Origin of the sequence: Mucilaginibacter sp. NFR10 (assembly GCF_900100445.1) — a bacterium.
Lineage (GTDB): Bacteria > Bacteroidota > Bacteroidia > Sphingobacteriales > Sphingobacteriaceae > Mucilaginibacter > Mucilaginibacter rubeus.
In genome coordinates, this window is record NZ_FMTV01000001.1 from 373,306 (window position 1) to 397,722 (window position 24,417).

A 24,417-nucleotide genomic window follows, 5' to 3' on the forward strand; every position below is an offset into this window, starting at 1 on the left:
GTTGAGCTATGGTAGCGAGGACACATATCATCCATAAGCTGGTACTTGATATAGAAGTATCACACCGAAGCACTGCCCAAAAGGTGCAGGACGAGGCCGTGCGGTACTTTGAACAGGTACTGCTCAAAAAACTGGAGCAATTGCTGGATGATATGGATCTGCCTGCTCATGTTTTGATAGATAAGATTGATCTTGATCTGGGTATGGGTAAAATGGAAGATGTTTTTGAGCAACTGCAATTTAGGTTATCGAAGGCGCTTAAGCCAGCTTTAAACCCCGGTTTGCTGCCCAACGGAGATGAGCCGGATAATGTCATTGACTATTCACTACTTACCGATGAACAGCAGGCTTTTAACGTGTTTATTTATTTCCTGAATACGGGCAGGCTCCCATGGTATGCTGTTGCTGCAACAGAGTGGCTACAGCAGGAAGATGTTTGGTTAAATAAACTATCGGGGCAGTTGATCAATGATAACGTTTATCAATCAAAGCTTATCAATCTGTTTAAGAGCTCAGCTCTTGCGGCAGCCAGGTTATTCAGCCAGTTTGGTATGGCTTTTATTAAAAAGCTGGCAATGGTTTTACTTCAGGCCGAGACTTATGGATTTCAAAAAAAGGTCGACGCTGTTGTTGAAGAAATCAGGCGTTTGATAACTGGTGAATCAGCAACAAACATACACGCTAACATTAAAGAGGTTTTACCGGCGGAATTTAATAGCGACTCCGGGCGGCAGATCATTGAAAAGCTCTTGCTGATGATTTACCTGCTGACAGGCCATAGTGAATTACCTGTTGATAGCACAATCCTGAAAAAGTTAGCCGCGTTAATAAAAGGAGATTTAAAAGCTTCTGTTTCAAAGTCTACGATGAGCCTCATTCAAATAGCCGAAACAGTTATCCAATCAACAGAAAATAAACCGCTACTACAAAGTAATAAGCCCATAACCACGCCCGATAATACTCCGGAAACGAGCTTGAAAAAAGAAGAAGAAATTGCCGGAACTTATGTAACTCAGGCCGGTTTGGTGATCCTGCACCCGTTTCTGGAGTATTTCTTTAAAGATTTTGGCTTGCTGCAGGATAACGATTTTGTTGATCTGCCCGCAAGGCAACTGGCCGTTCACCTGCTGCACTATTTAGGTACCGGTAATGTGAACGCTTTTGAATATGACCTTTATTTTGAAAAGTTTTTATGCCGGTGGCCACTTGACGAGCCATTGGAACGTGAAGTTGAAATACCACAGCGTATGCTTGATGAAGGCGACAACATGCTCCGCACCGTGATAAAATACTGGAAAGCATTAAAAAACACTTCGCCCGGCGGCTTGCGTGATGCATTTTTAATACGAAACGGGAAACTGATTGAAGCAGAACAGCCTGCCCGCCTTATTGTGGAGCGGATGGACCTGGATATCCTGCTTTCGTCATTGCCATGGGGCATTGGCGTAATTAAACTGCCCTGGATGAATGAACCTTTTTACGTGGAATGGCAATGAAGACACCGCAAAAGGCAGCACCTGCAAACACCAAACAAAACCAGCCCGCAAACAAGCAGGGGGCAGGGAAAGATCCTTTTTTCTCTGCCGCTCATGATGTTGAACAGGCGCAGGAAGCGCCCTTTTTTGAAGGGAATAAGGTTCAGCGTAAAATGACGGTGAATGAACCTGGCGATCATTTTGAACGGCAGGCCGACCAGGTGGCTGATAAAGTTGTTCAGCATATTAATCAGCCTAAAACCGTAGCCAACGCTGCAACTAGTTCTACTACTACCACGGGTCCTGCTAATGCAGCTACCCCCGCTGTGCAAAAGAAAGAAGATAAGAAGGAAGATAAACAGGAAAAAGAGCAGAACGGAGCCGATAAAGAATTACAGCGCCGCCCCATTTTTGAAAGTGATGGCGATCCCAACGAGGGGAATACATTAAAACGCAGCAGCCAGTCGGCCGCTCCGGATGTATCTCCACAAACGCAACAAAAGATCGAAGGCAGCAAAGGCGGCGGCGAACCATTGCCTGCCAATACCCGCGAGGAAATGGAAGGAGCAATGGGCAGGGATTTGAGTGGGGTACGCATCCATAACAACAGTGAAGCCGCCGGATTAAGTAACGATTTACAGGCGCAGGCGTTTACCCACGGCAATGATATTTATTTCGGGGCGGGTAAATATGACCCGCAAAGTAAATCGGGGCAGCACTTGTTAGCGCATGAGGTGACGCATACGGTACAACAGGGTGGAAATGGTGTTAAAAAGAAAGGGGTTATTCAACGGGCGGAAACCGGCGTTGCAGAAAGTGGAAAAGCCAAGGCGCACACTGGTGAAGATAAAATTGACCAAACCAATAAAACTATAAAGGTTGAGAAAATAGATATTCCAGGTTTTAAATATGATATGATGCCATCTAAAACCGATTACTCGTTTAAAAAAACGACGAGAAGCGGAAAACATTTGGCTACCTGGGAAAAAGATGCAGCTACAGATGCCGGCTTTGGGAAAAAGTTTGATGACCTGAAAAAGGTTGAGTTACCCAATGGCGGGACATCTCCCGCGGGAAATAACACTTATTTCATGGTATCAAAAACCAATGTTACCGGGGGCATATTGTTTGGTAACCCCGATGAGATAAGGACCCGGTCGGTGAGGCCTAACTGGCGGCGGGCCGGGCAAATGCATGAGTTTGAAGTTGATCATAAAGTAGAGTTGCAAATTGGAGGGGCCGATAACGATATCGGCAACTTATGGCTTCTTTCCCAAAAAATTAACGGCTCATCAGGTGGTACTATTCAGGCCAATATAAAAAGTGCTGTAGATGAAACTATTAAAGCCGAAAAAGCCAAGGACCCTGAAAAAGTAAAAGGTCTGTCGGTGCAGGGCATTGTAGATAATTACAGTATCACCACTGCAAAGTTAAATAAAGCCGGATCGCCGGACAGTGTGGGCGACCAGGAAAAATATTCGCTTTCTGAAATTCAGAAGGGAGAGCATCTCAACGGTATGCGCTTTTTAGTGCCCGGCAAAGATGATAAGATTTTAAAAGAGCTTGTAGATACCAATACTGTACACCTGTTTTTGAATGAGAGGCGGAGCAAAGCTATCAAAATGCCTAAAAAAGGGCCTTTTAAACTTCAAAACTCAAAAAAGTATACTGCCAATATCGATTCTGTTACCTATGACCCCCAAACAGATATTATGCAACAGGGTGGAACCGGCAGCATAACAGTAACCATGTTTAAAACCAGTAAAACTGCCGACAAGATTACTGAAAGTTTTACATTGAATCCTATTCCGGGGGTGTACGGGGGATACGTTTCGAGACAAGACATTTTAGATAAATTACGTCCGCAGGTCAAGGCCTTAAGCCCGGTTCAACTCTCTGAAGCCGGCTTTAGTGATGATGGCGAGCTTGAAGCAAAAGGAAAAGTACATACAACCATTCCACTTATCGACAATGCGGATATTGATATTATCATAAATAGCAGCGGCTTAAGTATCCGGAAAGTTTTTGATGGCGGCGAGATCAAGCTTCCCCCTCCATTTAAAATTACAGATACTTCGCTCGGTATTACTTTGGGCGATTCGGGTTTGACGGTTGATGGTAACATGAACTTTGAGATCAAAAAACTCGGGAAAGGCGAAGTTCATGCAAAAGCAGGTACCTCAGGGGCTTTCGCGCTGGGTGGTTCATTTGATTTCGACTCTAAAACTTTTAATCCTGCCCGTATTACGGTTGACTATGTTAAGCCTGGTGATGGCGGCGGCGGAGGTTTGTCTGCCACTGGCGAGATAGGAATCGGCCCTAATAAGATAAAGGGGATCAAATCGGCCCATATTAATATAGCTTATGCAAACAATGAGTTTACAGCTACCGGCACTGCCGAACCGGATATTAAAGGGGTAAAAAGTGCCGAGATCCATGTTAGTTACGCTAATGAAACCTTAGTTATTGGTGGCAGCTTCGTTCTTGACGAGAATATGCCGGGTATTCAAAGCGGCAGCGGTAGTGTGGAAGTTACACGCGGGCCGGACGAAATTTACCATGTTAAAGCCAGTGGTAAAGCAGTACCCAAAATTCCGAAGATCAATACCGAACTGTCAATATCTTATGACGATGGCGCGCTGACTATTGAAGGCAAGGCATCTTACGCTGCTGACAGGGTATCAGGTGAGGTGATGGTAGGCGCCACCAACCGTGCTATTGCTGCCGATGGTACGCCATCAGGCCCTGCAGGGGATAAGTTTACTGCCTACGGCTCGGGTAAATTAACCCTCAAAGTTACCGATTGGCTGCAGGCTTCGGCAACTGTAAGGGTGACCCCGGCCGGAGAAATTGAAGTTGTTGGCCGTTTGGATCTTCCTTCGGCTGTTGATGTGTTCCCTAAAAAGAGCATCAATAAAGAGCTGTTCAAAGTACCAACCATCCAGATTCCCATATTCGCCATCCCGCTTGGGCCTAAGAGTATCGGTATTGTGGCCACTATTGATGGCGGCCTTGATTTTGATGCAGCTGTAGGCCCCGGCCAACTCAAAGACGTTTTTGGACAGATAGAATTTAACCCCTCACACCCGGAAAATACACGCATTAGCGGCGGGGCAAAATTTGTGATCCCGGCGCATGCCGGTTTAAAATTAAAAGCCGCATTAGGTATTGGTCTGAGTATCGGGCCTGCCAGCGTTACCGGCGGCATCCAAATAGTTGGCGGATTAGGGTTGGAGGGTGAGGCGAGCGCGGCTGCCGACCTGGCCTGGTCGCCCACAACCGGGTTTGAGTTTAACGCTTTAGGCGAGATAGAGGTACACCCTAAGTTTACATTTGATGTAAATGCATTCATTAAAGCCGAACTTGATCTTTTGGTTACAGATATTTCAAAAGAGTGGACTAAAAACCTGGCGTCATTTAGTTATGGCCCTGATCTGCAGGTTAAAGTTTCGCTGCCAATCCATTATAAGGATGGCGAACCGTTTGATGTGAAAACCGATGATATTAAAGTTACCTATCCTGAAATCAGCATTTCTGATATAGCAGGTGGTATAGCAGATAAAGTTAAAGAAGAAATGTTATGAGCAACCGAAGCCAACTAACCGAACTGATAAACCTTGGCGCCATGCAGCAGCTTAACGGTAATTTTGAAGCTGCCGAGGCTTATTATGCCAAAGCTGCCGACTTAAATGAGCCCAATGTTACCCTGCTCAATAACCGGGGAATGTTGTTTTACCAGCAAAATAAATTTGCCGAAGCGAAGCCGCTGTTTGGACGTGCTTTACAAATTGACAGTCAAAATGCTTCGGCATGGCTCAATCTGGCTAATACCGAAGTTTTGCTGGGCCAGTATGATAAGGCTCTAAACGCTTTCAGGCAAACTATTACGCTTAAGGCCGATCAGTTTGAAGCCTGGGAGGGCTTGGCAAAACTGTATATGCTATCGGCAGATATGGAAAGCGCCGAAACATGCTGGCTTAAAGCGGTGGAACTTAACCCCGCAAGTTTAAATTTATTGATGGGACTGGCGCAGGTCTATCTTTCAACCGGGAGGTATGATGAAGCTTTTGAAATGGCCGATTATGTATTATCCGAAAACCCGCAAAACAGCAGGGCTTTGCAAACAGCAGGTCTGTCCCAATTAATGATAAAAAACTATGCGTCGGCTACAGGGTACCTGATCAGGTATTTGATGCTGTTTCCTGGCGATATTGCGGTACGTAACCACCTGGCCGTTGCTTATTTGCAAAGCGGCCAGTTAAATGAAGGGGCGGCAGAATATGAGCGGATCCTGGAATATGACCCTGGAAACGAAGAGATAAGATTAAATACCGGGGTGCTTTGCCTCGGCCTCAACCGTTTTGATGATGCGCTGGCACACCTTGACCTGTTACTTGAACAATACCCCGAAAATAAGAAAGGAAAGCTTTACCGGGGGATAGCCCTGGCTAATTTAAACGAGAAAGATAAAGCGCAGCAGGTTTTTGAAGACCTGCTGCATGATGCCGGCGAATGGGCCGCCCATGCAAAGAAGCAATTAGATCTGTTACACAATTTAAACTAAACCTCCTATGAAATACATCCATAATACACGCCAGCCGCTTAGTCAGAAACAGGCGGATAAAGCAGATAAGCCCTTTTTTAATGGCAGCCGCGAAAAAAGCAAGCAGGATGGAGATGCTTTTTTCCAGGCCAGGAAAATTGATGGTAACCAGGATAGCGCCCTCGAGCAGGAGGCCGATGCGGTAGCACATAAGGTAACTATGGCACAGCAGGCAACTGCTAATTCGTCACAGCGGATGGGACAAATGAGCGTTCAGAAAAAAGGAGCTGATGAGGAAAAGGATGCTAAAGGAACCCAAAAGAAAGAGCAGAAGGATGAGAAAGAAGAGGGTAAGCCGCAGAAAAAAGACGAAAAGAAAGAAGAAGAGAAGCCAACTCAGAAGAAAGAGGAGGATAAAAAAGATAAAGAGCCCCAAAAAAAAGAAGAAGATAAAAAAGATAAAGAAGGCGTTCAAAAAAGGGAGGAAGATAAAAAAGACAAGGAACCGCAGAAAAAAGGCGAAGAAGATAAAAAGGACGAAGGCAAGCCGCAAAAAAAAGAAAAAGGTGAAGAAAAAGACGATAAAGCCGCTGCCCAAAAAAAAGAAGAAAAGGGTGGCAGCGTAGAAAAAACAGAGGGCAAGCCCGAAGCTCTGGAAGCTAAGTTTGACAGATTACTGAACGAAAGTAAAGGCGGCGGCAGCCCATTACCGGCTAAAGTACGCACACAACTGGAGCATCAGATGAACGCCAATTTTGAACAGGTGAAAATCCACACCGGGCAGCAGGCTGTTGAACTTTGTAACCTTTCAAAGGCGCAGGCCTTTACACATGGCAACGATATTTATTTTAACGCTGCTAAGTTTGATCCGGAAAGCACCGCCGGTATGAACCTGCTGGCACACGAATTAACCCATGTTGTACAGCAAAACGGTCCGCGTAAGTAATATGGATACTAACATTAAACAGTTAAAAACATTAATGCAGTACACGGCCGGGTGTATTGAGGCGCGGCTGCAAACCGTATTTGGTAATGATGCCACTTATTTGCCACCGCTACTGCCGCAGTTGGAGCGAAATGGCAGCGTACTTGAAAAACTGATAGATGATAATGGCCTTAGCAGCAATGAGGTTATTATATTGATGATGGCCCTGGCGCCGCATTTACAGGTTGAATTTTTTGATGAGATCATTCAACCTTATATACGCGAATCGGGCGACTTTCAGCAGATTGGAGGCGTTCGCAGCCGTAACGGGCGCAGTTTTTTACCGACCGGCCAAACAGCGGTTTTTGTTTTGGCAGGCGATGATATTGAAAAAAGGTTGGAGATAGCGGAGCTTTTCCATCATCACGGTAATTTGGCAAAGCAGCATATTTTACATCTGGAGGACGTGCCTGAAGGAGAGCCCGCCTTATCCGGAAGGTTGGTGTTGCAGCCCGAATATGTTGAACTTCTGGTCAGCGGTACCGAATCTATTCCCAAACTAAGTATGAACTTTCCGGCACAACACCTGGAAACTACCTATAACTGGGATGGCCTTGTACTCAATGATACCACCCGCAGGCAAATTGCTGAGCTGGAAAACTGGGTAAACTACCAGCAGGTACTAATGACCGACTGGGGCATGGAGCGGAAATTGAAACCAGGCTACCGGGCATTATTCCACGGCCCGCCGGGAACGGGAAAAACGCTCACGGCATCGTTGCTCGGTAAGTACACGGGTAAACCGGTTTTCAGGATCGACCTGTCCATGATCGTATCCAAGTTTATCGGCGAAACGGAAAAAAATCTCTCCAAATTGTTTGAAAAGGCAGATAATAAAAACTGGATCCTGTTTTTTGATGAAGCTGATGCGCTTTTCGGTAAGCGTACCAATGTTAAAGATGCACATGATAAATATGCCAACCAGGAAGCATCGTACCTGCTGCAACGTGTGGAGCAGCACAATGGCCTGGTAATACTGGCAACCAACTTTAAAAATAACATTGATGAGGCCTTTATGCGCCGGTTTCAGTCGGTTATTAACTTCCCGCTGCCTAATGCCGATGAACGCTATACCATCTGGCAAAAATCTTTTCCGCCTAAAGCAAACCTCAACGGGCATATTAACCTCGAGCAGATCTCGCGTAAATATGAGCTCAGTGGTTCCGGGATCTTAAACGTGGTGCAGTTTGCCTGTTTGCAAATGCTGGCCCGCAAGGAAGGCTGCATTACATCCGAGCTGATACTGGAAGGTATTGAAAGAGAATACACTAAAGAGAACCGGGTTTGGTAGAGATCTCCGGGATATAAACCGGAAATTTCCCGGCTATCTATAATTTGTACAATCGAATCCATGATCTGTACATTGACTGGTTGAGCAGGCTTCGGGATTTTTATGCCGGTCCGGATCCTGGTTATCTCAGCAATAAAGAAAATATAGCTTTCTGCTTATTGATGCCGTTTGCATAAAATTGAATAAATTTAGCAAATCATCGCCTATCACTATTCCGTGACTTTCACAGGAGATGATTTCGTTATGGTTTTGTCGGTAATTATCTCTGGGGCAATAAAATACTAAGTGTATGTTTAAATATATAGCGACATGTTTTATTGCTTTAATTTTTGCCCCAAGCGTTTCCGGGCAAAAAAAGATGGACATTGCTACCATTAAACTCAACCTCGATAACCAAAAAAACAAAGCCGACACCAATACTATTAAGCTGCAAATACAATTAGGCAGCTATTATCTCAACAAGCAAGGCGACCACAAAGAGGTGTTGGATAGCGGCATCACCGCTTTCAATAAAGCCATACAAATGAGTGTTGCCATCCATTCGGCAAAGTGGCTTAACGAAGCTATGATGCTTAAAGGGGCGGCGTATCTCAAGCAGGACAACCTGAAGCAGGGTAAAGCTGTTTTTATGGAAGTAGTTGGTTATTACCATAAAACAGGTGATCAGTACCAGGAAGGTAAAACCCTGGCCCGCTTAGGCGATAATATATCTATAGACAATACAGTTGCCATTCCTGATAAAATAAATAGTTATGAGCAGGCCCGGGCCTTATTTCAGCAAACGGGCCATAAACTGGATGAGGCTGATATGAACAAAAACATAGCCGACATCCATCTTAGCCAAAAGAAACTTGATCTGGCCGAAACCGAACTGCGCCAGGTGCTGGCCCAATACAAAGCAATAGGTTACAAAAAACTTCATTATACCTATCATTCCCTTGCCGAGATAAGCAAACAAAAGGTTGATCTGCATAACGAGCTTTTATATCGCCACGAGGTAATAAAAAGTATGAACGCCACGGCTGATACGGCTTTGGCCGATTTTTATTACGCCAAACTTGCATTGGTATATGCCGATCTGAATAAATATGACCAAAGCCTCATCTATATTCTTAAATCGGCAGAGATACTAAAGCATAGAAAACAATACGAAGATTTTTATGGGTACCTGAGCCTCATTATTTATGATTTCATAACAGCTAAAAGACCTAAAGAAGCACTGGCATACTTGAAACAGGCGGTAAAAGATGTACCACCGAAGATCCTGGCGCAAAAGGTTGATATGTATGAGGCATTTGGCAATATCTACGTTGCCCTGAAAGATTACCCGGAAGCCGAGCGATATTATCTGAAAATGATGGACGTATATAAGGTTACTAACTTTAGTAAAGACTTTTATACCACTAACGAGCAAATGGTTACTGATTTTGTTCATTACAACGAAACCATGGCCGGCTTTTACCTGCTTACCCAACAGTATAAAAAGGCGGGCATTTATACAAAACAGATCTTATCGCTGCCATCTAATACCATCAGGCCTATTACCCTTACCAAGATACATGGCATGCAGTTCCGGGTTGATTCGGCATCCGGCAACTATGTAGCTGCTATAAAACATTTCGAGATCCATAAACGCCTTGATGACTCGTTGTTTAATGCCATTAAAAACAAGCAGATAGAGGAGCTCGATATCAGATATAAGACCAATGAAAACAAGCAGTCGATAAGGTTTTTACAGGAACAGAGCAAGAATCAGAAAGCCGAACTGCAAAAGGTAAACATGCAGCGTAACATTACTTTTGGCGGTGTGGCTATGCTTATCATTATAGCAGGTTTGGCATTTAACGGTTACCGGCACAAGCAAAGGAGTAATCAGCAATTACAGTTAAAACAAACGGAAATTAATAATCAGAACCTATCGTTACAAATCCTGCTTAACGAAAAGGATGGTCTGTTAGATGAAAAGGACTGGCTGTTAAAGGAAGTGCATCACCGGGTAAAAAACAACCTGCAAATTGTAATGAGCCTGCTTAATACGCAATCGGCATTTTTGAAGAACAACGCGGCGCTTGCCGCAATCCGGGAAAGTCAAAACCGGGTACAGGCTATAGCGCTTATTCATCAAAAGTTATACAGTAATTCGGATGTGGCTTATATCGATATGTCGGTTTATATTAATGAGCTGATCAATTACCTGGCCGATTGTTATGATCCTGGCGGCAGGGGAATTCGTTTTGAGCAAATGATACAGCCCGTTAAGCTTGACGTTGCCCAGGCCGTACCCTTAGGCCTGATACTAAACGAGGCCATTACAAACGCCATAAAATATGCCTTCCCTGCGCAGCGGGGCGAAATTAAAGTAGCCTTACAACTGGCCGAGGAAACCATTATACTCACCATAGCCGATAATGGAATAGGCTTGCCTGTTGATTTTGACATCCAAAAAGCAAGCTCATTAGGGATGGAAATGATGAAAGCGTTAAGTAAACAACTGGGCGGTTATTTTAAAATAGAAAATTACGGCGGCGCTATAATCACCGTGGAATTCAGGGCCGAGAAGATGTTAAATAATATTGAACGAAAAACTTTTGCAGCTAATTAAAATATGAACAAAAAGATATTAATAGTTGAGGATGAGTCGCTGGTGGCGTATGATCTGAAATTAATATTAACCCGTGCCGGTTATAAAGTTTGCGGCATTGCAGATTCTGTACCCGAAGCGTTGGAGATCATTGAGGAGCAAAAACCTGAAATGGTATTGCTTGATATATTTTTAAAGGGCAACCTGAACGGTATTGACCTTGCCAAGGTGCTTACTTCAAAAAATATAGCATTTGTATACCTGTCGGCTAATTTTCAGGAAAGTATCCTGGAACGGGCAAAGGCTACGCAGCCCTATGGTTTTTTGGTAAAGCCATTCCGCGAAAAAGAACTATTGATAACCCTTGACGTGGCATTTTATCGTCATCAAAACAGTATTGAATCCAAATTGCGCCAGGAGCAGGCCCTGGAACAAGTATTTAAAAATATTGTTGCCGAACCGATAAACTGGAAACAAAAGTTGTTGAAAATAGCAATGAGTATCCAGCCGCATGTACCGTTTGATTATTTAACTGTTACCATGAAAAATGGTGCGGGTTTTCCTGACAACGCCATTTCATTTTTGCGTACCGGATTTGATGAATACCAGGTAATAGGCCCGGATGAATTGGTAAACATCACAAAAACAAATAAAAAACAGCTTAACCGGATGCAGGATGACAGTCCGCGGATAACCAAGGCTGATTTTTATAATGCCGGCAATTTTGTTAAGATTTGGCCGCAGTTTCCCGTTAAAAAGCTTATAGCCCAGGTTTTTAATATGCAATCGTTTTTAGGATTGCCTTTGCTTTCGTCTGGTGGGGATGTTATTCATTTTTCGTTTTACAGCCGCAAAACCGATTGTTATACCAATGATCATTTGATCTTGTTAGATCGGCTGCACAGATTATTACTGACCACGGTGGAGGCGATCATCCCATTTGATGCGCCTGAGCCGTCACCACCCAGAATTGATAAATCAGGCCAAAATCAATTGAGTGAGAAAAACAAAGCAGCAGGCTTTAAAGATATTATCGGTAAAAGCCATCAGATGCTCACCGTACTTGATCACATTGGTATAGTGGCTCCGCTTGATACATCGGTATTGGTTTTAGGCGAAAGCGGTACCGGTAAGGAGCAGATAGCCAAGAGTATCCACTATCTGTCGCCCCGTAAAAACAAGCCTTTGGTAGTGGTAAACTGTGCCTCCATGCCGGCTACCCTGATTGAGTCCGAATTGTTCGGGCACGAAAAAGGTGCTTTCACCGGGGCTGTGGAAAAACGTACGGGCAAATTTGAACTGGCCGATGGCGGTACTATTTTCCTGGATGAGATAGGCGAAATGCCGGCCGAGCTACAGGTGAAGCTGTTACGCGTATTACAGGAGCAGGAAATTGAACGCATTGGCGGCAGGGGCCCGGTGAAGATCAACGTACGCATAGTTGCGGCTACTAACCGCAACCTTGAAAAAGAAGTTGAAGAAGGCCGCTTCAGGCTCGACTTATATTACAGGCTGTTTGTGTTCCCAATCATCATTCCACCTTTAAGGGAACGTAAAGATGATATTCCGGTATTGGCTAATCATTTCCTGGCACGATACGCGCAAAAGATCGGTAAAGCGGTAACGGGGATCTCAGCAAACGTAATGGCCCAACTGCTTGAATACCACTGGCCGGGCAACGTGCGCGAGCTGGAACATTTTATTGAACGCAGTATCCTGTTAACGGATGGCCCGGTAATAAAAGATGCTTACCTGCCCAAGCTGCAGGGAAAAAAGGAAAGCCCTGCCTTTGCCGATATAGCAACCGACAGATTGAAAACCATTGATGAACACGCCCGCGACCATATTTTGGAGGTTTTGAAACGGTGCAATGGTAAAATAAGCGGCAAGGACGGGGCCGCATCTAAATTAGGTTTGCCGCCATCAACCCTGCATTCAAAAATGCAAAAGCTGGGGATCAAAAAGTGGGAGTAGGGCTGCTATATTTTATAGTAACTTATTGATTTTAAGTTGGTTTTGATTGGGGCGAACTTAAAGTAAACGTTCTCGCCGGGAGACTGCTGTGGGAGGTAACCCTGCCTGTTGTTTAATTTATTGATTATCAATTATATGTGTTAGGTTTTTACGATTTCTGTTAACCCTGTTAACCCCCCCGCTGGCCGTTAACTTAAAGGATTAAAGTGTGAGGAAATGGGAGATTCCCCGCCTGAGAGGGGAGAGAGGTGTGTTTCTGCTTTGATAAATCTACAGCAGAAACACACCCCTGCTACCGCTCATGCCCCGGGGCGCGCTCTTGAGTGAGGATTGTAAAGTTTTTGATCGATCAGTCATTTAATTTACACAACTCTTTAATAACATCGGCCTGCTTTCAATACTTTATCATTTTGATAATTTATATATCCCAAAATGATAGGAGGGCGATGGCTGCTTGTGGCCGCTTTGGTGCAGTGTGCGTATTTTGACGGCTTTATTAGCTTTTGGCATAGGTTTAGTTTATTGCCGGTTTTTATGATTAAGTTAAAAAGCCATGGCAGCATTTTATATTATACTTAAAGTTACCGCTTTAATAGCAGTTATTATTGTTTCAATTACCGGCCCTAAAAAGAAAAAAGCATCCCCTAAAACTGAGATAAGCGGATTGGCTGTAAATGCCGATGGCTGCCTTGAGCATTTCAAAAACAGCCCTGAATACCATCAGCCGGTTGAATAATTATCAAAATATCTTGTTTTGAAAATAGAAGCCTTTCATTTTGATAGGCTTTTTTTATGCTCCGGACCTGCGCTAAAAACTAAAATCTTCATTTACATGGCCTAAACCTATAAATGGTACAAGCGTACCACAACGGGCATTCTTTTAGCATTGGGATATGTACAGTTATTCAACAAATCCGTGCTGATAGCTGAAATAAACATATAAAATGGAAGATGAACGAATTATTGTAAGGCCGGCTATTCCGGCCGATGTAGTGTTCGCCGACGAAATTATCAGGGAAATGGAAAGTTCGGCCATAGCAAGAGGCTCGGGTATTTCCAAAAGATCGGCCGCCTCAGTAATAGAAAAAATCGATACTGGCAAAGCTATAATGGCCGTAACTGAAAATGGCGAATGGGTAGGTTTCTCCTACATCGAAACCTGGGACGATGGGAAATTTGTATCCAACAGCGGGCTCATCGTATCACCGCAACGCCGTAACCAGGGTGTAGCCTCCGAAATTAAGAACCGTATTTTTAACCTTTCGCGCAGTAAATACCCAACCGCCAAAATATTCAGTATCACATCTGGTTTGGCCATCATGAAAATGAATACCCGTCTTGGCTTTGAGCCCGTAACCTATGCCGAAGTAGCAGGTGAACCTCGTTTTTGGGATGCCTGCAAAAGCTGTGTAAACTACGATGTGCTGCAAAGTAAAAATCGCTGCAATTGCCTGTGTACGGCCATGTTATTCGACCCCCAACTAAACTAATCAGTTATGATAAAAACATTGAATGAGCAGCCCGTCACCTCCCTGGTGGGGCATACCATGCCTTTAAACCCGCATTTTTTTAGCGAATCAGTTGTGCTGCTGCAGCACATGATCAAAATATCGTCGTTCAGCGGCGATGAATGTGCGGTTGCCGATACTATACAACAGCATTTGCTTGGGTATTCGGTAAAGGTGAAACGGCAGGGAAACAATATCTGGTGCTTTAATAAATACTACGATGAAACTAAAGCGACAATATTGCTTAACTCTCATATGGATACGGTTGTGCCAAACGAAGCTTACACAAAAGACCCGTTTTGTCCGGAAATAAGCGAAGGGAAACTTTATGGCCTGGGGAGTAATGATGCGGGTGGTTGTGTGGTATCGTTAATTGCTGCTTTCCTGCATTTTTATTGCTATCAGGGCCTGGGTTTTAATTTATGCCTCGCCATTACTGCTGAAGAGGAGAACTCCGGCGAAAATGGCATTAAATCAATCCTGCCCCTGCTGGGCAATTGCGAGCTGGCTATAGTTGGTGAGCCTACTTTATTGCAGATGGCCATTGCCGAAAAAGGCAATTTGGTTATTGATTGCGTAAGCAATGGCCGCCCCGGTCACGCCGCGCGCGAAGAGGGCGATAATGCCATTCACAAATGCCTGCGTGATCTGGAATGGTTTAGCCTTTACCAGTTTCCGCAACAATTAAAAGGTATTGCACCCGTAAAAATGACGGTAACCACGATTAAGGCGGGTTCGCAACATAACATTGTGCCCGGCCGCTGCGAGTTCACTGTTGATATCAGGCATGACGATACATTTTCACAGCATGAAATTGTTGATATCATCAAACGTAATGTATCCTGCCAGGTAAGTCCACGCGCCGGTTCATTAGCCGCGTCATCGGTATCTCCTGAGCATCCTATAGTTAAAACGGGAATAGCTGTTGGCTGCAAAACTTATATCTCGCCTACCACATCTGATCAGGCCTGGTTATCCATCCCTTCGGTAAAGATTGGTCCCGGTGATTCGGCCCGCTCACATTCGGCCGATGAATTTATTTACCTCGAAGAGATCAAGAAGGGGATCAGCTTATATGTGAGGTTGCTGGAAACACTACCGCTGATGCTCATCAATAATCCAAACAAATACAAAAATGAAATCAGGCATATTAATAATTGATGACGAAGTTAAGCTGAGCGAACTGATGGCCCGGATCCTGGTGCTGGAAGGTTATCACGTAATTCAGGCACCAAATGCCAAAGCTGGTCTGCGGATCATTGAGCGCGAGGATGTGAGGGTGGTGCTGAGCGATGTGAAACTGCCCGATGCCAATGGCGTTGAACTGGTGCAGCGCATCAAACAAATAAAGCCCTACATCGAAATCATCAACCTAACAGCCTTTGGTACCATCAGCGACGGGGTGCTGGCTATTAAAAACGGAGCCTTTGATTATATAACCAAAGGCGATGATAACGATAGGATCATTCCGCTGGTAAGTAAAGCGCTTGATAAAGCCAACCTGCAATATCACATTAACGAGCTGCAAAATGAGGTTGAAGCCCAACATGGTTTCCCTATAGTGTTAGGGCAATCGCCGGCGATACTGGAGGCGGTTGAACTGGCAAAAAAAGTAGCCTGCACTGATGCCACCGTTTTGCTTTTAGGCGAAACCGGCACAGGCAAGGAAGTATTTGCCGAAGCCATCCATTATGAAAGCCTGCGTAAAGACAAGCCTTTTGTTGCCGTTAACTGCAGTGCTTTTAGCAAAGAGTTATTGGAAAGTGAATTGTTTGGTTACAAGGCCGGGGCATTTACCGGTGCGCTCAAAGACAAGAAAGGCTTGTTTGAAGAAGCCAATGGTGGTACTATTTTCCTGGATGAACTTGGCGAAATGAGCCATGACCTACAGGCCAAACTGTTGCGGGTATTAGAAAACGGTACTTTCATTAAAATAGGCGAAACCCGAACCATTAAAGTGAACGTACGCCTCATTGCAGCCACCAATCGCGATTTGCAAAAGGAATCGGAAGACGGGCACTTCAGACTCGATCTGTTTTATCGCCTTTCCGGCTTTTCTATAGTACTGCCGCCCCTGCGGGATAGGATAGGTGATATTGAGGTGCTGGCACGGCACTTTATCAAACTGTATTCGGCCAAAGTTAAGAAAAAGCAGCCTGATGTGGACGAGAACTTTTTTAAACTGCTCAACCAGCATAAGTGGAACGGCAATATCCGCGAACTTAAAAATGTAATTGAGCGGGTTATCATCCTGATGGACGAACCTATACTCACTCCTAAGCTACTCCCCAACGAATTTCATAACGGTGGTTATTATGACCTTGTAGCACTTGATTTGGATAGCGTAGAACGCCACCACATCCGCAGGGTCCTGAAATATGTGAAAGGCAATAAATCAGAAGCTGCAAGGGTGCTTGGAATCGGTTTAGCCACCTTATATCGCAAAATTGAGGAATATCATATTATTATGAACTGATGATGATAAACAATTAAAATTTTCGTCATGTTGAACTTGTTTCAACACCCCACTCGCTAAGCCGGCTGCTAAGCAAATCGCCCACCTGTTCTGTGGGGTGCTGAAACAAGTTCAGCATGACGATATTGTTATTTCATTTTACTTTTCAGTGGCTTTAGATTTTACCTCAATCACCATGAGAAAACCGCCTTCTCAAAATGAAACAGAACATTCAACTATCCCCAACCAAAATATAAAACAAAAACTAATAAAGAGCTGATAATCAAATCGGCGGAAAATATTGCAGCCGCTTTGGTATAGCAATTGGCAGGCGTGCCATAATTAACGCAGGCAAGAGCAATTAAAACTAAAACACTGCAACCCGCTCCGGCCGCGAACAAATAATCTCATACAAAAAATGAAAAAACTTCTCTTATTTATTGCTTTAGGCCTTACTTTACTTTTAGCCTATGCCCAGGCAAACGCTGCATCATTACCAGATAGCACCACAATTAAAGACACCGTAAAAACTAAACCCGAACCATTTGCCTTTGGCGATTTTACCTGGCTTAACGGCAACGACCGCCGTCATAAAGCCCTGCTCGATACTAAATACTTTACCGGTCGTTTCCTGCTTGATTTTAACTATACCGCTTCAAACAATAACCCGGTAGACCATACCGTGGTTGGTTCAACCGCTCTGGCGCGTGACCATGAGTTTGAGATCTCGACGGTAGCTTTCGGCGGAGATTTTCATTATGATAACGTGCGTGCCAGCGTACTTACCCAATTTGGTACGCGATCAACTGTAGTGCCCCGTAACGACTTCAGTGTTACCCGCGGACAGTTTGATCTTTCAACAGCTTACCGCTACCTGAGCGAAGCCAACGCCGGTTACCATTTTAATGTGTTGAACGGTATCAACGTTGATGCAGGTTTGTTCATGTCGTACGTAGGTTTGTTCTCGTACTATAATGCCGAAAACTGGGCTTACCAGCCATCCTTCACCAGTGATAATACGCCATGGTTTTTTAACGGTGTGCGTGTGCAGATCTTTGTATCGGACAAACTGAAAATTGAGCCTTGGCTGATTAACGGCTGGCAATCATACGGGATGTTTAACAGCAGGCCAGGCATTGGTGGTCAGGTTCTTTGGCGCCCTAAAGAATGGCTTCAGGTGCTAAGTAATAACTATTATGGTGCCGATACCCAGGATAAACCGGGTCGTAAGCGCTTCCATACTGATAACAGCGTGGAGGTACGTTATTACAAAAATAAAAACACTTTCGTAAACAGTGCGGCCTTCTCTATAACAGGCGACCTTGGCGATGAAAAAGGCGATGGCGTTAACGGTTTCAAATCCGATCCTGTTAAAGGGCCGGCCCAATACTTTGCCAGCGCCATGTTTTATCACCGTATGGTAATGGCTAAAGGTCATTTAGGCTGGACAGTAGGCGGCGGTGTAATGAACAACCCCGGCCGTTACCTGGTGCTTTACCCAACGGGCGATGCCAACCCCATCCCGGCAGTGGGCACAGGTGCAGTTGGTACACATCCGTTCTCGGCTAATCCCGGCGATAAGTTCCATGCTTATGACTATTCAACTACCGTGGATCTGATGCCTAACGATTACCTGACTTTCAGGATGGAAGTGGAACACCGCCATGCCGATGTTCCTTACTTTGCCGGTCATGGTGGCGTTACATCTCCTGATGGTTATAATACTACACCACTTGGCGGTACCAATTTTGTCCCCGATTTGGTGAATTCTGAAACAAGATTTATAGCTGCCTTATTGGTGCGTTTTTAAGCGCAAAGAGGCGTGTAACATAAACGTACTTTAAAACCGCGATAACTTATCCCGTTTGGATTGCAGGGCTAGGTTTAGTAAAGGTTGGAGGCCGGGTTTTGCCGCCCGGCTTTTTTATGCCCTTAATTTTAAGATTAAATAGTAAACAAAATGAAAAATTCAATTAAAATGATCATCATCACAATGATGATAAGTATACAGGCGAACCGACTTGTGGCACAAAACACAAATGCAAACGCAGGTATTTATTTAACTGTACAGGATTACAAAGCCGGCAGGCTAAGCTATGTGCCCGAAGCTGGTGAAAAACTAAAAATCAATGATTTTTTTGGAGGAAAGCACATCAGCGTTAAAGCCGGAAGTAAAAAGATCAGTCTGTTAAAGGGCAATGTTTTTGGCTACCGCGACGGAGGTAAAAATTACAGGTTTTATCAAAATGAAGCATATGAGATACTTGACACAGCCGGTTTTCCGCTTTATACACATGCACAAATAATACCGCAAGGAAAAGGCTATACCCGCTACGAAAAGTATTTCTTCAGTGCCGCTATAGCAACGCCTGTTTTAAACTTAACTGTAGCAAATGTGTACAAGAGTTTCCCTGACCAAAATGATTTCAGGTATAGCATCCGCAATTACTTTCACGGCGATGCTGATCTGATGGCTTATGACAGCATTAACAAAGGGTATCAGATCAAATACCTGTATTTTGAACATCAGCATGCAAAGGGTATTCAGCATGTATCCCTATAAAATAATTAAAATTGATTTCAAAAACCAAAAAGTAATCCCGGCGCGGAGCCGGGACTATTTACTTTTCTAAAGCCCGTTTAATATCCGCCATCAAATATTGTGGGTCTTCCAAACCAATATACATCCGGATTAATTGATGATGGTCGTTATCGGCCGAATACTCATCCTCACTAAAAGAAGCGATGGCCGGCACAACAAGGCTTTCATGACCTCCCCAGGAAACAGCAAGCAGGATATGCTGCAGGCTATTACAAAACTTTTCGATTTTGCCGAATGTGCTGTTTTTTAATGTAAGGCTAAACAGGCCCCCGCAGCCCTGCATTTGTTGGCTAACTAAATCGGCCTGATTGAATTTGGGACTAAAAGGCCAGATCACCTCCTGTACAGCCGGATGAGAGGCAAGCCATTCTGTAATGAGTCTGGTACTTTCAAAACTGCGTTGCAGCCGGAGCGGGAGCGTTCTTAATCCCCGCAAAAGCAGCCATGCCGAATGGGGCGACAGCGCCGGACCGGTATTCATGAACTCGTGCTCAAAGATTTTTTTAAGCATAGCCTTGCTGCCGGTAAGCACACCTGCCACAACATCCGAATGGCCGCCGATATATTTTGTTGCTGATTGCGCCACAAGATCAACCCCCATTGATATGGGCTGCTGATAAAGGGGACTACAGTAGCTGTTATCAATCATGGTTGTGATGCCCCTTGATTTGGCAAAGCCGGTCACTTTTCTGATGTCCTGTAAGGCATAACAAAATGTATTAGGGCTTTCGAGGTAAATTAAGCGGGTTTGCGGAGTTGCAGCTTGTTCAAAATTTTCAAAAACTGTTCCGTCAATAAATGTGGTTGTAATGCCAAATTTGGGTAAAAAGTCTTTAAATAATTTAATTGTCCAACTGTACAGGTTATCCACGGCAATAATATGATCACCGGATTTTAACAGCGATAAAATGGGGACACTTATAGCACTGATACCGCTGCTAAACAGCAGGGCCTCTTCCGCGCCATCTAACGCGGCGAGTTTTTTCCTGAGTATAGTGAGTGTGGGATTTTGCCCCCTTGAGTACAGGCTGCTTTCAAATTCATCATTCATTGCCCCCCTAAGTGCTGCAACGTCTTTAAAACAGAAATTGCTTGATTGCATAATTGGCGGCGAAACGGCGTTAAAGTAGTTCTCTCTTTCCTCCCCAAGCTCATTTAAAATAAATGACAAATCCATAATTAAAGTATAGTGTTAGGTTTTTGGCTTCGTTTTGTGATATAGTAGATAATAAGGCCGGCAATAAAAGCACAGATGCATATTAAAGCAGCCTGTGGGTTTTCAATAAAAATGCTGATAGTAACAAACCAATAGGTTGTAATAAATATGACAGGTATAACAGGGTACCATTTCATGATATAGATGCCTGTATTATTGAGATGTTTGGTTTTGCGCCGTAAAACGAAGATCGTTATAGCTGCAGTTGAAAGGCCAATGGTGTCAAAAAACATTACATAATTTAATATGTTTTGAAACGAATTGGCAAAAAACAGGATAATGAGCACCGCACCAACAAAAAAGCTCAATCCAAACTCCTGTACCTGGGTTTGGCTGTTTACACGTTTAAAGCGGGCTGGTAATATACCATCTTCGGCCATGGCGTAATAAACACGCGGGTTGGCCATAATATTAACGTTAACGAAAGCCAGTACCGAAACAAACATAAGCAGCGATACTATTTTATATCCCGCAGCACCAAACAAAACCCCTGCAAGGGTTGCCGCTAACGTAGTTTTATGCTGTAGCCCGCTGATACCTAAAACCGAATAATAGGCAAAGTTGATAAGCATGTATAATGATATCACGGTAGCTATTCCAAAAAATATAGCCTTGGGGATATTGATCTTCGGGTTTATAATATCGCCTCCAAAATTTATAGTTTGCTGATAACCGCCATAGGTAAAAAATACAGCTACCAAACTTATTCCGAACGCGCTTATATTGTTATTATTATGATATGCGATAACTTCTTTGGTAGCATTGATGTTACCTTTAAATACTGCCGCACACAAAATCAGGATCATGCCTATTTTAAAAAGCGTAAGTACGTTTTGAGTACGGGCACTCATTTTAATGCCCAGGTAGTTGATAATATATAAAACAACCACGGAAGTAATGGTCATGATTTTGATGCCCGCATCGTTTTGCAGGCTTTGTGGCATAATAATGGGGTTAATGTATTCCGCGCCTATCAATGCTACGGCAGCTACCGAAGCAGCGTTGCTGATCACCAACACCCAGTTAATCATAAAAGCAAAAGCAGGGTGGAAGCAATATGAAAACACTTTGTAGAAACCGCCTGTGGTAGGGTAGCGGGCACCAATTTCGGCAAAGGTGAGCGCCCCGCACAGGCTTACTGCTCCCCCAAGCAGCCAGGCTCCGAAATACAAAAGAGGTGTGCTTGAGTTTTTTGCTACTTCTGCCGGTGCTGCAAAAATGCCCATGCCTATTACGAGGCTCACAACAATCATTGAAAGATCAAAGCGGTTGAGTTTCGGGGTTATACTCATGAAATTTTAAAATACCAATTAATCAGGGAAAACACAAAATCTAAATTTAGCATTAATTTGTCAGCAATTGATACGATGAAAGCTTTTATACACAGGTCTTCTATTTTGATTTTTTAATGATCTTAATGAAAGTTTATAACTGTTTTGCAATAAATTGTTGTTGAAAAGGTCGAAAATGCAAGCCATACGCTATATTTACCAGTCCGGTTTTAAATGTTTATATTACAAGGTTAAAATATTGGCAATTAGCAAAATTAACTTGCCGGGTTTGATTGAAATAAAGCAAAAAGTTAAATTTTAACAGATATCTGTTTGACTAATTACCGGTTTAACATAAAAATTGATAAGACTTTAAGATGCAGGGCATACTAAACCTTAAACCTGAATTTAAAAAACGATGATGAAAAAAAAGATATCCATTAAGGATATAGCCAAACTTACCGATACGTCAATAACTACTGTTTCATTTGTTTTAAATGGTAAGGGCCGTATCAGCAAAGAGATCAGTAAGAAGATATTGGATGTGGCCCAAAAAAATGGTTATGAACCTAATCGTATGGCGGTTGGTTTGCGTACGGGTGTTTCAAAAGTTATCGGGCTGATAGTGGAGAGCATTGGCGGGCCGTTTTTTGGAGAGATGGCAAAGGTTATTGAAGAGGAGGCTGAAAAAGACGGCTATCGTATTATTTATTGCAGCACCAACAATAACTTGCAAAAAGGTAAGGATATGATCAGGATGCTAAGCCAGCAACTGGTTGATGGTTATATTATTACCCCGATGAGGGGGCTGGAAAAAGATATCCAGAACCTGGTTGATAATGAAAAACCTGTAGTGCTTATTGACGGATATTTCCCCGGGACAAGCATCCCTCATGTACTGGTTGATAATTATACAAGCGCCTACAACGCGGTTGATTGTTTTGTACGATCGGGATATAAAAATATCGGGATGGTGACTGCCGACCTCGGGCTGATCCAGCTAAACGACCGGAGCCTGGGCTACAAAGCTGCTTTAAAAGATAATAACCTGAAAGATAGCAGTAAGATGGTTTTAAAGGTTCCCTTTGATATGGACAAGAATGACGGGGTTGAGGCTGTTAAAGCATTTATTGAAAAGCAAAAACAAATGGATGCTGTTTTCTTTACCACCAATTATTTGGGTACCATGGGTTTGCAGGCCATCAAAGATCTTAAGCTTAATATCCCCGATGATTTGGCGGTGATAAGTTTTGATGATAATGAAGTGTTTAGCTTATACCCACCGGGTATCACTACCATACAACAACCTACTTACGATATTGCAAAATCGGCAATTGATATTTTAATGGCGCAGATCAACACCCATAAACTTGATGCTTCAAAAATTGATCTGAAAATCCCGTCGAAACTGATTGAGCGGGGATCAACCCTGTCGAAGGCCACAGCGTGACAATAGTTTAGTATTGGTGCACGGATATCCTTAAAAATCATTTGGTAAAACGTTTTATTTAATTAGCTTTGAACACTGATGCTGCTCACCTGGTTAGTTAGAACCGGTTGGGGTAGTAGGGGGCTAACTCCACCATAGTTCAACTGCTTCATAGTTCTTTTTTGATAATATTGTTTAATTAAAAAACGCCTGTTGTTTGAAGAGCAACAGGCGTTTGTTTTTGAACAAATTGAAAGGAAACTATTAATAATATTACAGAGGAATATGTTTTAATGATAAAACGTTTTATCTATATTTGGATGGTTTATCATTATCAATCGCAAAAACCAAAACTATTCATGAAAAAAATATTTATTTTCTCACTATTCTTAATTTCGGGCTTGTTCATGGGTTTGAATGCCAATGCGCAGGAAGTTTTTAAACAAAAAGGCTACCAGGTAACTTTTATCAGTAAGGATGCTGCATTTAGCACAGATTTGAAAGACAGGCTGATCAAAACCTTTTTTGAAGTGTATCCAAAACTTTCAAAGGAGTACAACAAAAAAACATCTAAAAAAGTAACGTTTGTTATCGATACCGCTTATGACGGCGTAGCTGCTACCGGAAATGATACCGTAGTATTCAGCGCGAAATACATGACCAAACATCCCGGCGATATTGACGTGGTTACTCACGAAGTAATGCATATTGTGCAGGCTTATGGCAACAGCGACGGCCCCGGCTGGTTAACCGAGGGGATTGCCGATTATGCCCGTTTTAAATTTGGTGTTGACAACGCCGGGGCCAAATGGGCATTACCCGCATTTAAATCGACCCAAAATTATGATAATGCTTACCGTGTAACTGCACGCTTTTTGCTTTGGGCGGAAAAAAACGCAAAGCCCGATCTGGTAAAAATACTTGATAAGCAACTGCGTGAACATACTTTCACCAACGATAGCTGGAAAACCCTTACCGGTAAAACAGTGGATGAGTTGTGGGCCGCTTACGCTTCAAATCCCGCGGTTTAAACCGTTTGTTACAGGTATCTGTAACAAATACCACGTACTCCCATATTTAGCGGGCT

General features: G+C 43.5%; 17 protein-coding genes. 15 read left to right on the forward strand and 2 right to left on the reverse strand.

Annotation, left to right across the window (positions count from 1 at the left end):
* Positions 1 to 8: 8 nt before the first annotated feature.
* The 13 genes from BLP33_RS01635 (at position 9) to BLP33_RS01695 (ending at position 19,375) form a co-directional block, all read left to right on the forward strand.
* A complete protein-coding gene (locus BLP33_RS01635) occupies positions 9 to 1,496 on the forward strand; it encodes a contractile injection system tape measure protein (RefSeq protein ID WP_090524192.1) in 1,488 nt (495 codons plus the stop codon).
* The gene (locus BLP33_RS01640) at positions 1,493 to 5,059 is read left to right on the forward strand and encodes an eCIS core domain-containing protein (RefSeq protein ID WP_175489892.1); all 3,567 of its coding nucleotides are present in this window, start codon (positions 1,493 to 1,495) and stop codon (positions 5,057 to 5,059) included. The genes BLP33_RS01635 and BLP33_RS01640 overlap by 4 nt, the downstream gene beginning before the upstream one ends.
* Positions 5,056 to 6,039, forward strand: coding sequence for a tetratricopeptide repeat protein (locus BLP33_RS01645; RefSeq protein ID WP_090524197.1), 984 nt, complete (start codon positions 5,056 to 5,058; stop codon positions 6,037 to 6,039). Before BLP33_RS01640 ends, BLP33_RS01645 begins: the two co-directional genes overlap by 4 nt.
* Positions 6,040 to 6,046: 7 nt before the next feature.
* Positions 6,047 to 6,964 (forward strand): eCIS core domain-containing protein, encoded by a 918-nt coding sequence (locus tag BLP33_RS01650; protein ID WP_090524201.1) that lies wholly within the window; start codon positions 6,047 to 6,049, stop codon positions 6,962 to 6,964.
* Position 6,965: 1 nt separating this feature from the next.
* Complete coding sequence (locus tag BLP33_RS01655) at positions 6,966 to 8,294, forward strand: ATP-binding protein (protein ID WP_090524207.1); 1,329 nt, start codon at positions 6,966 to 6,968, stop codon at positions 8,292 to 8,294.
* 289 nt (positions 8,295 to 8,583) lie between these two features.
* Positions 8,584 to 10,896, forward strand: coding sequence for a tetratricopeptide repeat-containing sensor histidine kinase (locus tag BLP33_RS01660; protein WP_090524209.1), 2,313 nt, complete (start codon positions 8,584 to 8,586; stop codon positions 10,894 to 10,896).
* A 3-nt stretch (positions 10,897 to 10,899) separates the two neighbouring features.
* Positions 10,900 to 12,849: a sigma 54-interacting transcriptional regulator gene (locus BLP33_RS01665; RefSeq protein WP_090524211.1), complete on the forward strand. Its 1,950-nt coding sequence runs from the start codon at positions 10,900 to 10,902 to the stop codon at positions 12,847 to 12,849.
* 553 nt (positions 12,850 to 13,402) lie between these two features.
* Positions 13,403 to 13,585, forward strand: a complete 183-nt coding sequence (locus BLP33_RS01670; RefSeq protein WP_090524214.1) for a hypothetical protein — start codon at positions 13,403 to 13,405, stop codon at positions 13,583 to 13,585.
* Positions 13,586 to 13,793: 208 nt separating this feature from the next.
* Entirely contained in the window at positions 13,794 to 14,339 is a 546-nt protein-coding gene (locus BLP33_RS01675; RefSeq protein WP_090524217.1) for a GNAT family N-acetyltransferase, read from the forward strand.
* 6 nt (positions 14,340 to 14,345) lie between these two features.
* The gene (locus tag BLP33_RS01680) at positions 14,346 to 15,518 is read left to right on the forward strand and encodes a M20/M25/M40 family metallo-hydrolase (RefSeq protein WP_308421692.1); all 1,173 of its coding nucleotides are present in this window, start codon (positions 14,346 to 14,348) and stop codon (positions 15,516 to 15,518) included.
* Complete coding sequence (locus BLP33_RS01685) at positions 15,493 to 16,833, forward strand: sigma-54-dependent transcriptional regulator (protein ID WP_090524220.1); 1,341 nt, start codon at positions 15,493 to 15,495, stop codon at positions 16,831 to 16,833. The genes BLP33_RS01680 and BLP33_RS01685 overlap by 26 nt, the downstream gene beginning before the upstream one ends.
* A 397-nt stretch (positions 16,834 to 17,230) precedes the next feature.
* Positions 17,231 to 18,622, forward strand: a complete 1,392-nt coding sequence (locus BLP33_RS01690; protein ID WP_090524225.1) for an outer membrane beta-barrel protein — start codon at positions 17,231 to 17,233, stop codon at positions 18,620 to 18,622.
* A 150-nt stretch (positions 18,623 to 18,772) separates the two neighbouring features.
* The gene (locus BLP33_RS01695) at positions 18,773 to 19,375 is read left to right on the forward strand and encodes a hypothetical protein (RefSeq protein ID WP_090524227.1); all 603 of its coding nucleotides are present in this window, start codon (positions 18,773 to 18,775) and stop codon (positions 19,373 to 19,375) included.
* 58 nt (positions 19,376 to 19,433) lie between these two features.
* Here BLP33_RS01695 and BLP33_RS01700 read toward each other — a convergent pair whose 3' ends face one another.
* A complete protein-coding gene (locus BLP33_RS01700; RefSeq protein WP_090524230.1) occupies positions 19,434 to 20,591 on the reverse strand; it encodes a trans-sulfuration enzyme family protein in 1,158 nt (385 codons plus the stop codon).
* A gap of 2 nt (positions 20,592 to 20,593) precedes the next feature.
* Complete coding sequence (locus tag BLP33_RS01705; RefSeq protein WP_090524233.1) at positions 20,594 to 21,922, reverse strand: APC family permease; 1,329 nt, start codon at positions 21,920 to 21,922, stop codon at positions 20,594 to 20,596.
* Positions 21,923 to 22,322: 400 nt separating this feature from the next.
* On the opposite strand from BLP33_RS01705, the gene BLP33_RS01710 reads away from it, so the two are divergent.
* Both BLP33_RS01710 and BLP33_RS01715 read left to right on the forward strand, forming a co-directional pair.
* Positions 22,323 to 23,351 (forward strand): LacI family DNA-binding transcriptional regulator, encoded by a 1,029-nt coding sequence (locus tag BLP33_RS01710; RefSeq protein ID WP_175489893.1) that lies wholly within the window; start codon positions 22,323 to 22,325, stop codon positions 23,349 to 23,351.
* A gap of 338 nt (positions 23,352 to 23,689) precedes the next feature.
* Complete coding sequence (locus BLP33_RS01715) at positions 23,690 to 24,361, forward strand: basic secretory protein-like protein (RefSeq protein WP_090526159.1); 672 nt, start codon at positions 23,690 to 23,692, stop codon at positions 24,359 to 24,361.
* The last annotated feature ends 56 nt before the right edge of the window (positions 24,362 to 24,417 follow it).

What these genes read in the sequence shown, in the direction of transcription:
- BLP33_RS01705 (WP_090524233.1), bottom strand. Translation starts at nt 21,922, where the DNA reads ATGAGTATAACCCCGAAACTCAACCGCTTTGATCTTTCAATGATTGTT.
- BLP33_RS01635 (WP_090524192.1), top strand. Translation starts at nt 9, where the DNA reads ATGGTAGCGAGGACACATATCATCCATAAGCTGGTACTTGATATAGAA.
- BLP33_RS01685 (WP_090524220.1), top strand. Translation starts at nt 15,493, where the DNA reads ATGAAATCAGGCATATTAATAATTGATGACGAAGTTAAGCTGAGCGAA.
- BLP33_RS01680 (WP_308421692.1), top strand. Translation starts at nt 14,346, where the DNA reads ATGATAAAAACATTGAATGAGCAGCCCGTCACCTCCCTGGTGGGGCAT.
- BLP33_RS01715 (WP_090526159.1), top strand. Translation starts at nt 23,690, where the DNA reads ATGAAAAAAATATTTATTTTCTCACTATTCTTAATTTCGGGCTTGTTC.
- BLP33_RS01695 (WP_090524227.1), top strand. Translation starts at nt 18,773, where the DNA reads ATGAAAAATTCAATTAAAATGATCATCATCACAATGATGATAAGTATA.
- BLP33_RS01690 (WP_090524225.1), top strand. Translation starts at nt 17,231, where the DNA reads ATGAAAAAACTTCTCTTATTTATTGCTTTAGGCCTTACTTTACTTTTA.
- BLP33_RS01645 (WP_090524197.1), top strand. Translation starts at nt 5,056, where the DNA reads ATGAGCAACCGAAGCCAACTAACCGAACTGATAAACCTTGGCGCCATG.
- BLP33_RS01700 (WP_090524230.1), bottom strand. Translation starts at nt 20,591, where the DNA reads ATGGATTTGTCATTTATTTTAAATGAGCTTGGGGAGGAAAGAGAGAAC.
- BLP33_RS01650 (WP_090524201.1), top strand. Translation starts at nt 6,047, where the DNA reads ATGAAATACATCCATAATACACGCCAGCCGCTTAGTCAGAAACAGGCG.
- BLP33_RS01665 (WP_090524211.1), top strand. Translation starts at nt 10,900, where the DNA reads ATGAACAAAAAGATATTAATAGTTGAGGATGAGTCGCTGGTGGCGTAT.
- BLP33_RS01670 (WP_090524214.1), top strand. Translation starts at nt 13,403, where the DNA reads ATGGCAGCATTTTATATTATACTTAAAGTTACCGCTTTAATAGCAGTT.
- BLP33_RS01675 (WP_090524217.1), top strand. Translation starts at nt 13,794, where the DNA reads ATGGAAGATGAACGAATTATTGTAAGGCCGGCTATTCCGGCCGATGTA.
- BLP33_RS01710 (WP_175489893.1), top strand. Translation starts at nt 22,323, where the DNA reads ATGAAAAAAAAGATATCCATTAAGGATATAGCCAAACTTACCGATACG.
- BLP33_RS01660 (WP_090524209.1), top strand. Translation starts at nt 8,584, where the DNA reads ATGTTTAAATATATAGCGACATGTTTTATTGCTTTAATTTTTGCCCCA.
- BLP33_RS01655 (WP_090524207.1), top strand. Translation starts at nt 6,966, where the DNA reads ATGGATACTAACATTAAACAGTTAAAAACATTAATGCAGTACACGGCC.
- BLP33_RS01640 (WP_175489892.1), top strand. Translation starts at nt 1,493, where the DNA reads ATGAAGACACCGCAAAAGGCAGCACCTGCAAACACCAAACAAAACCAG.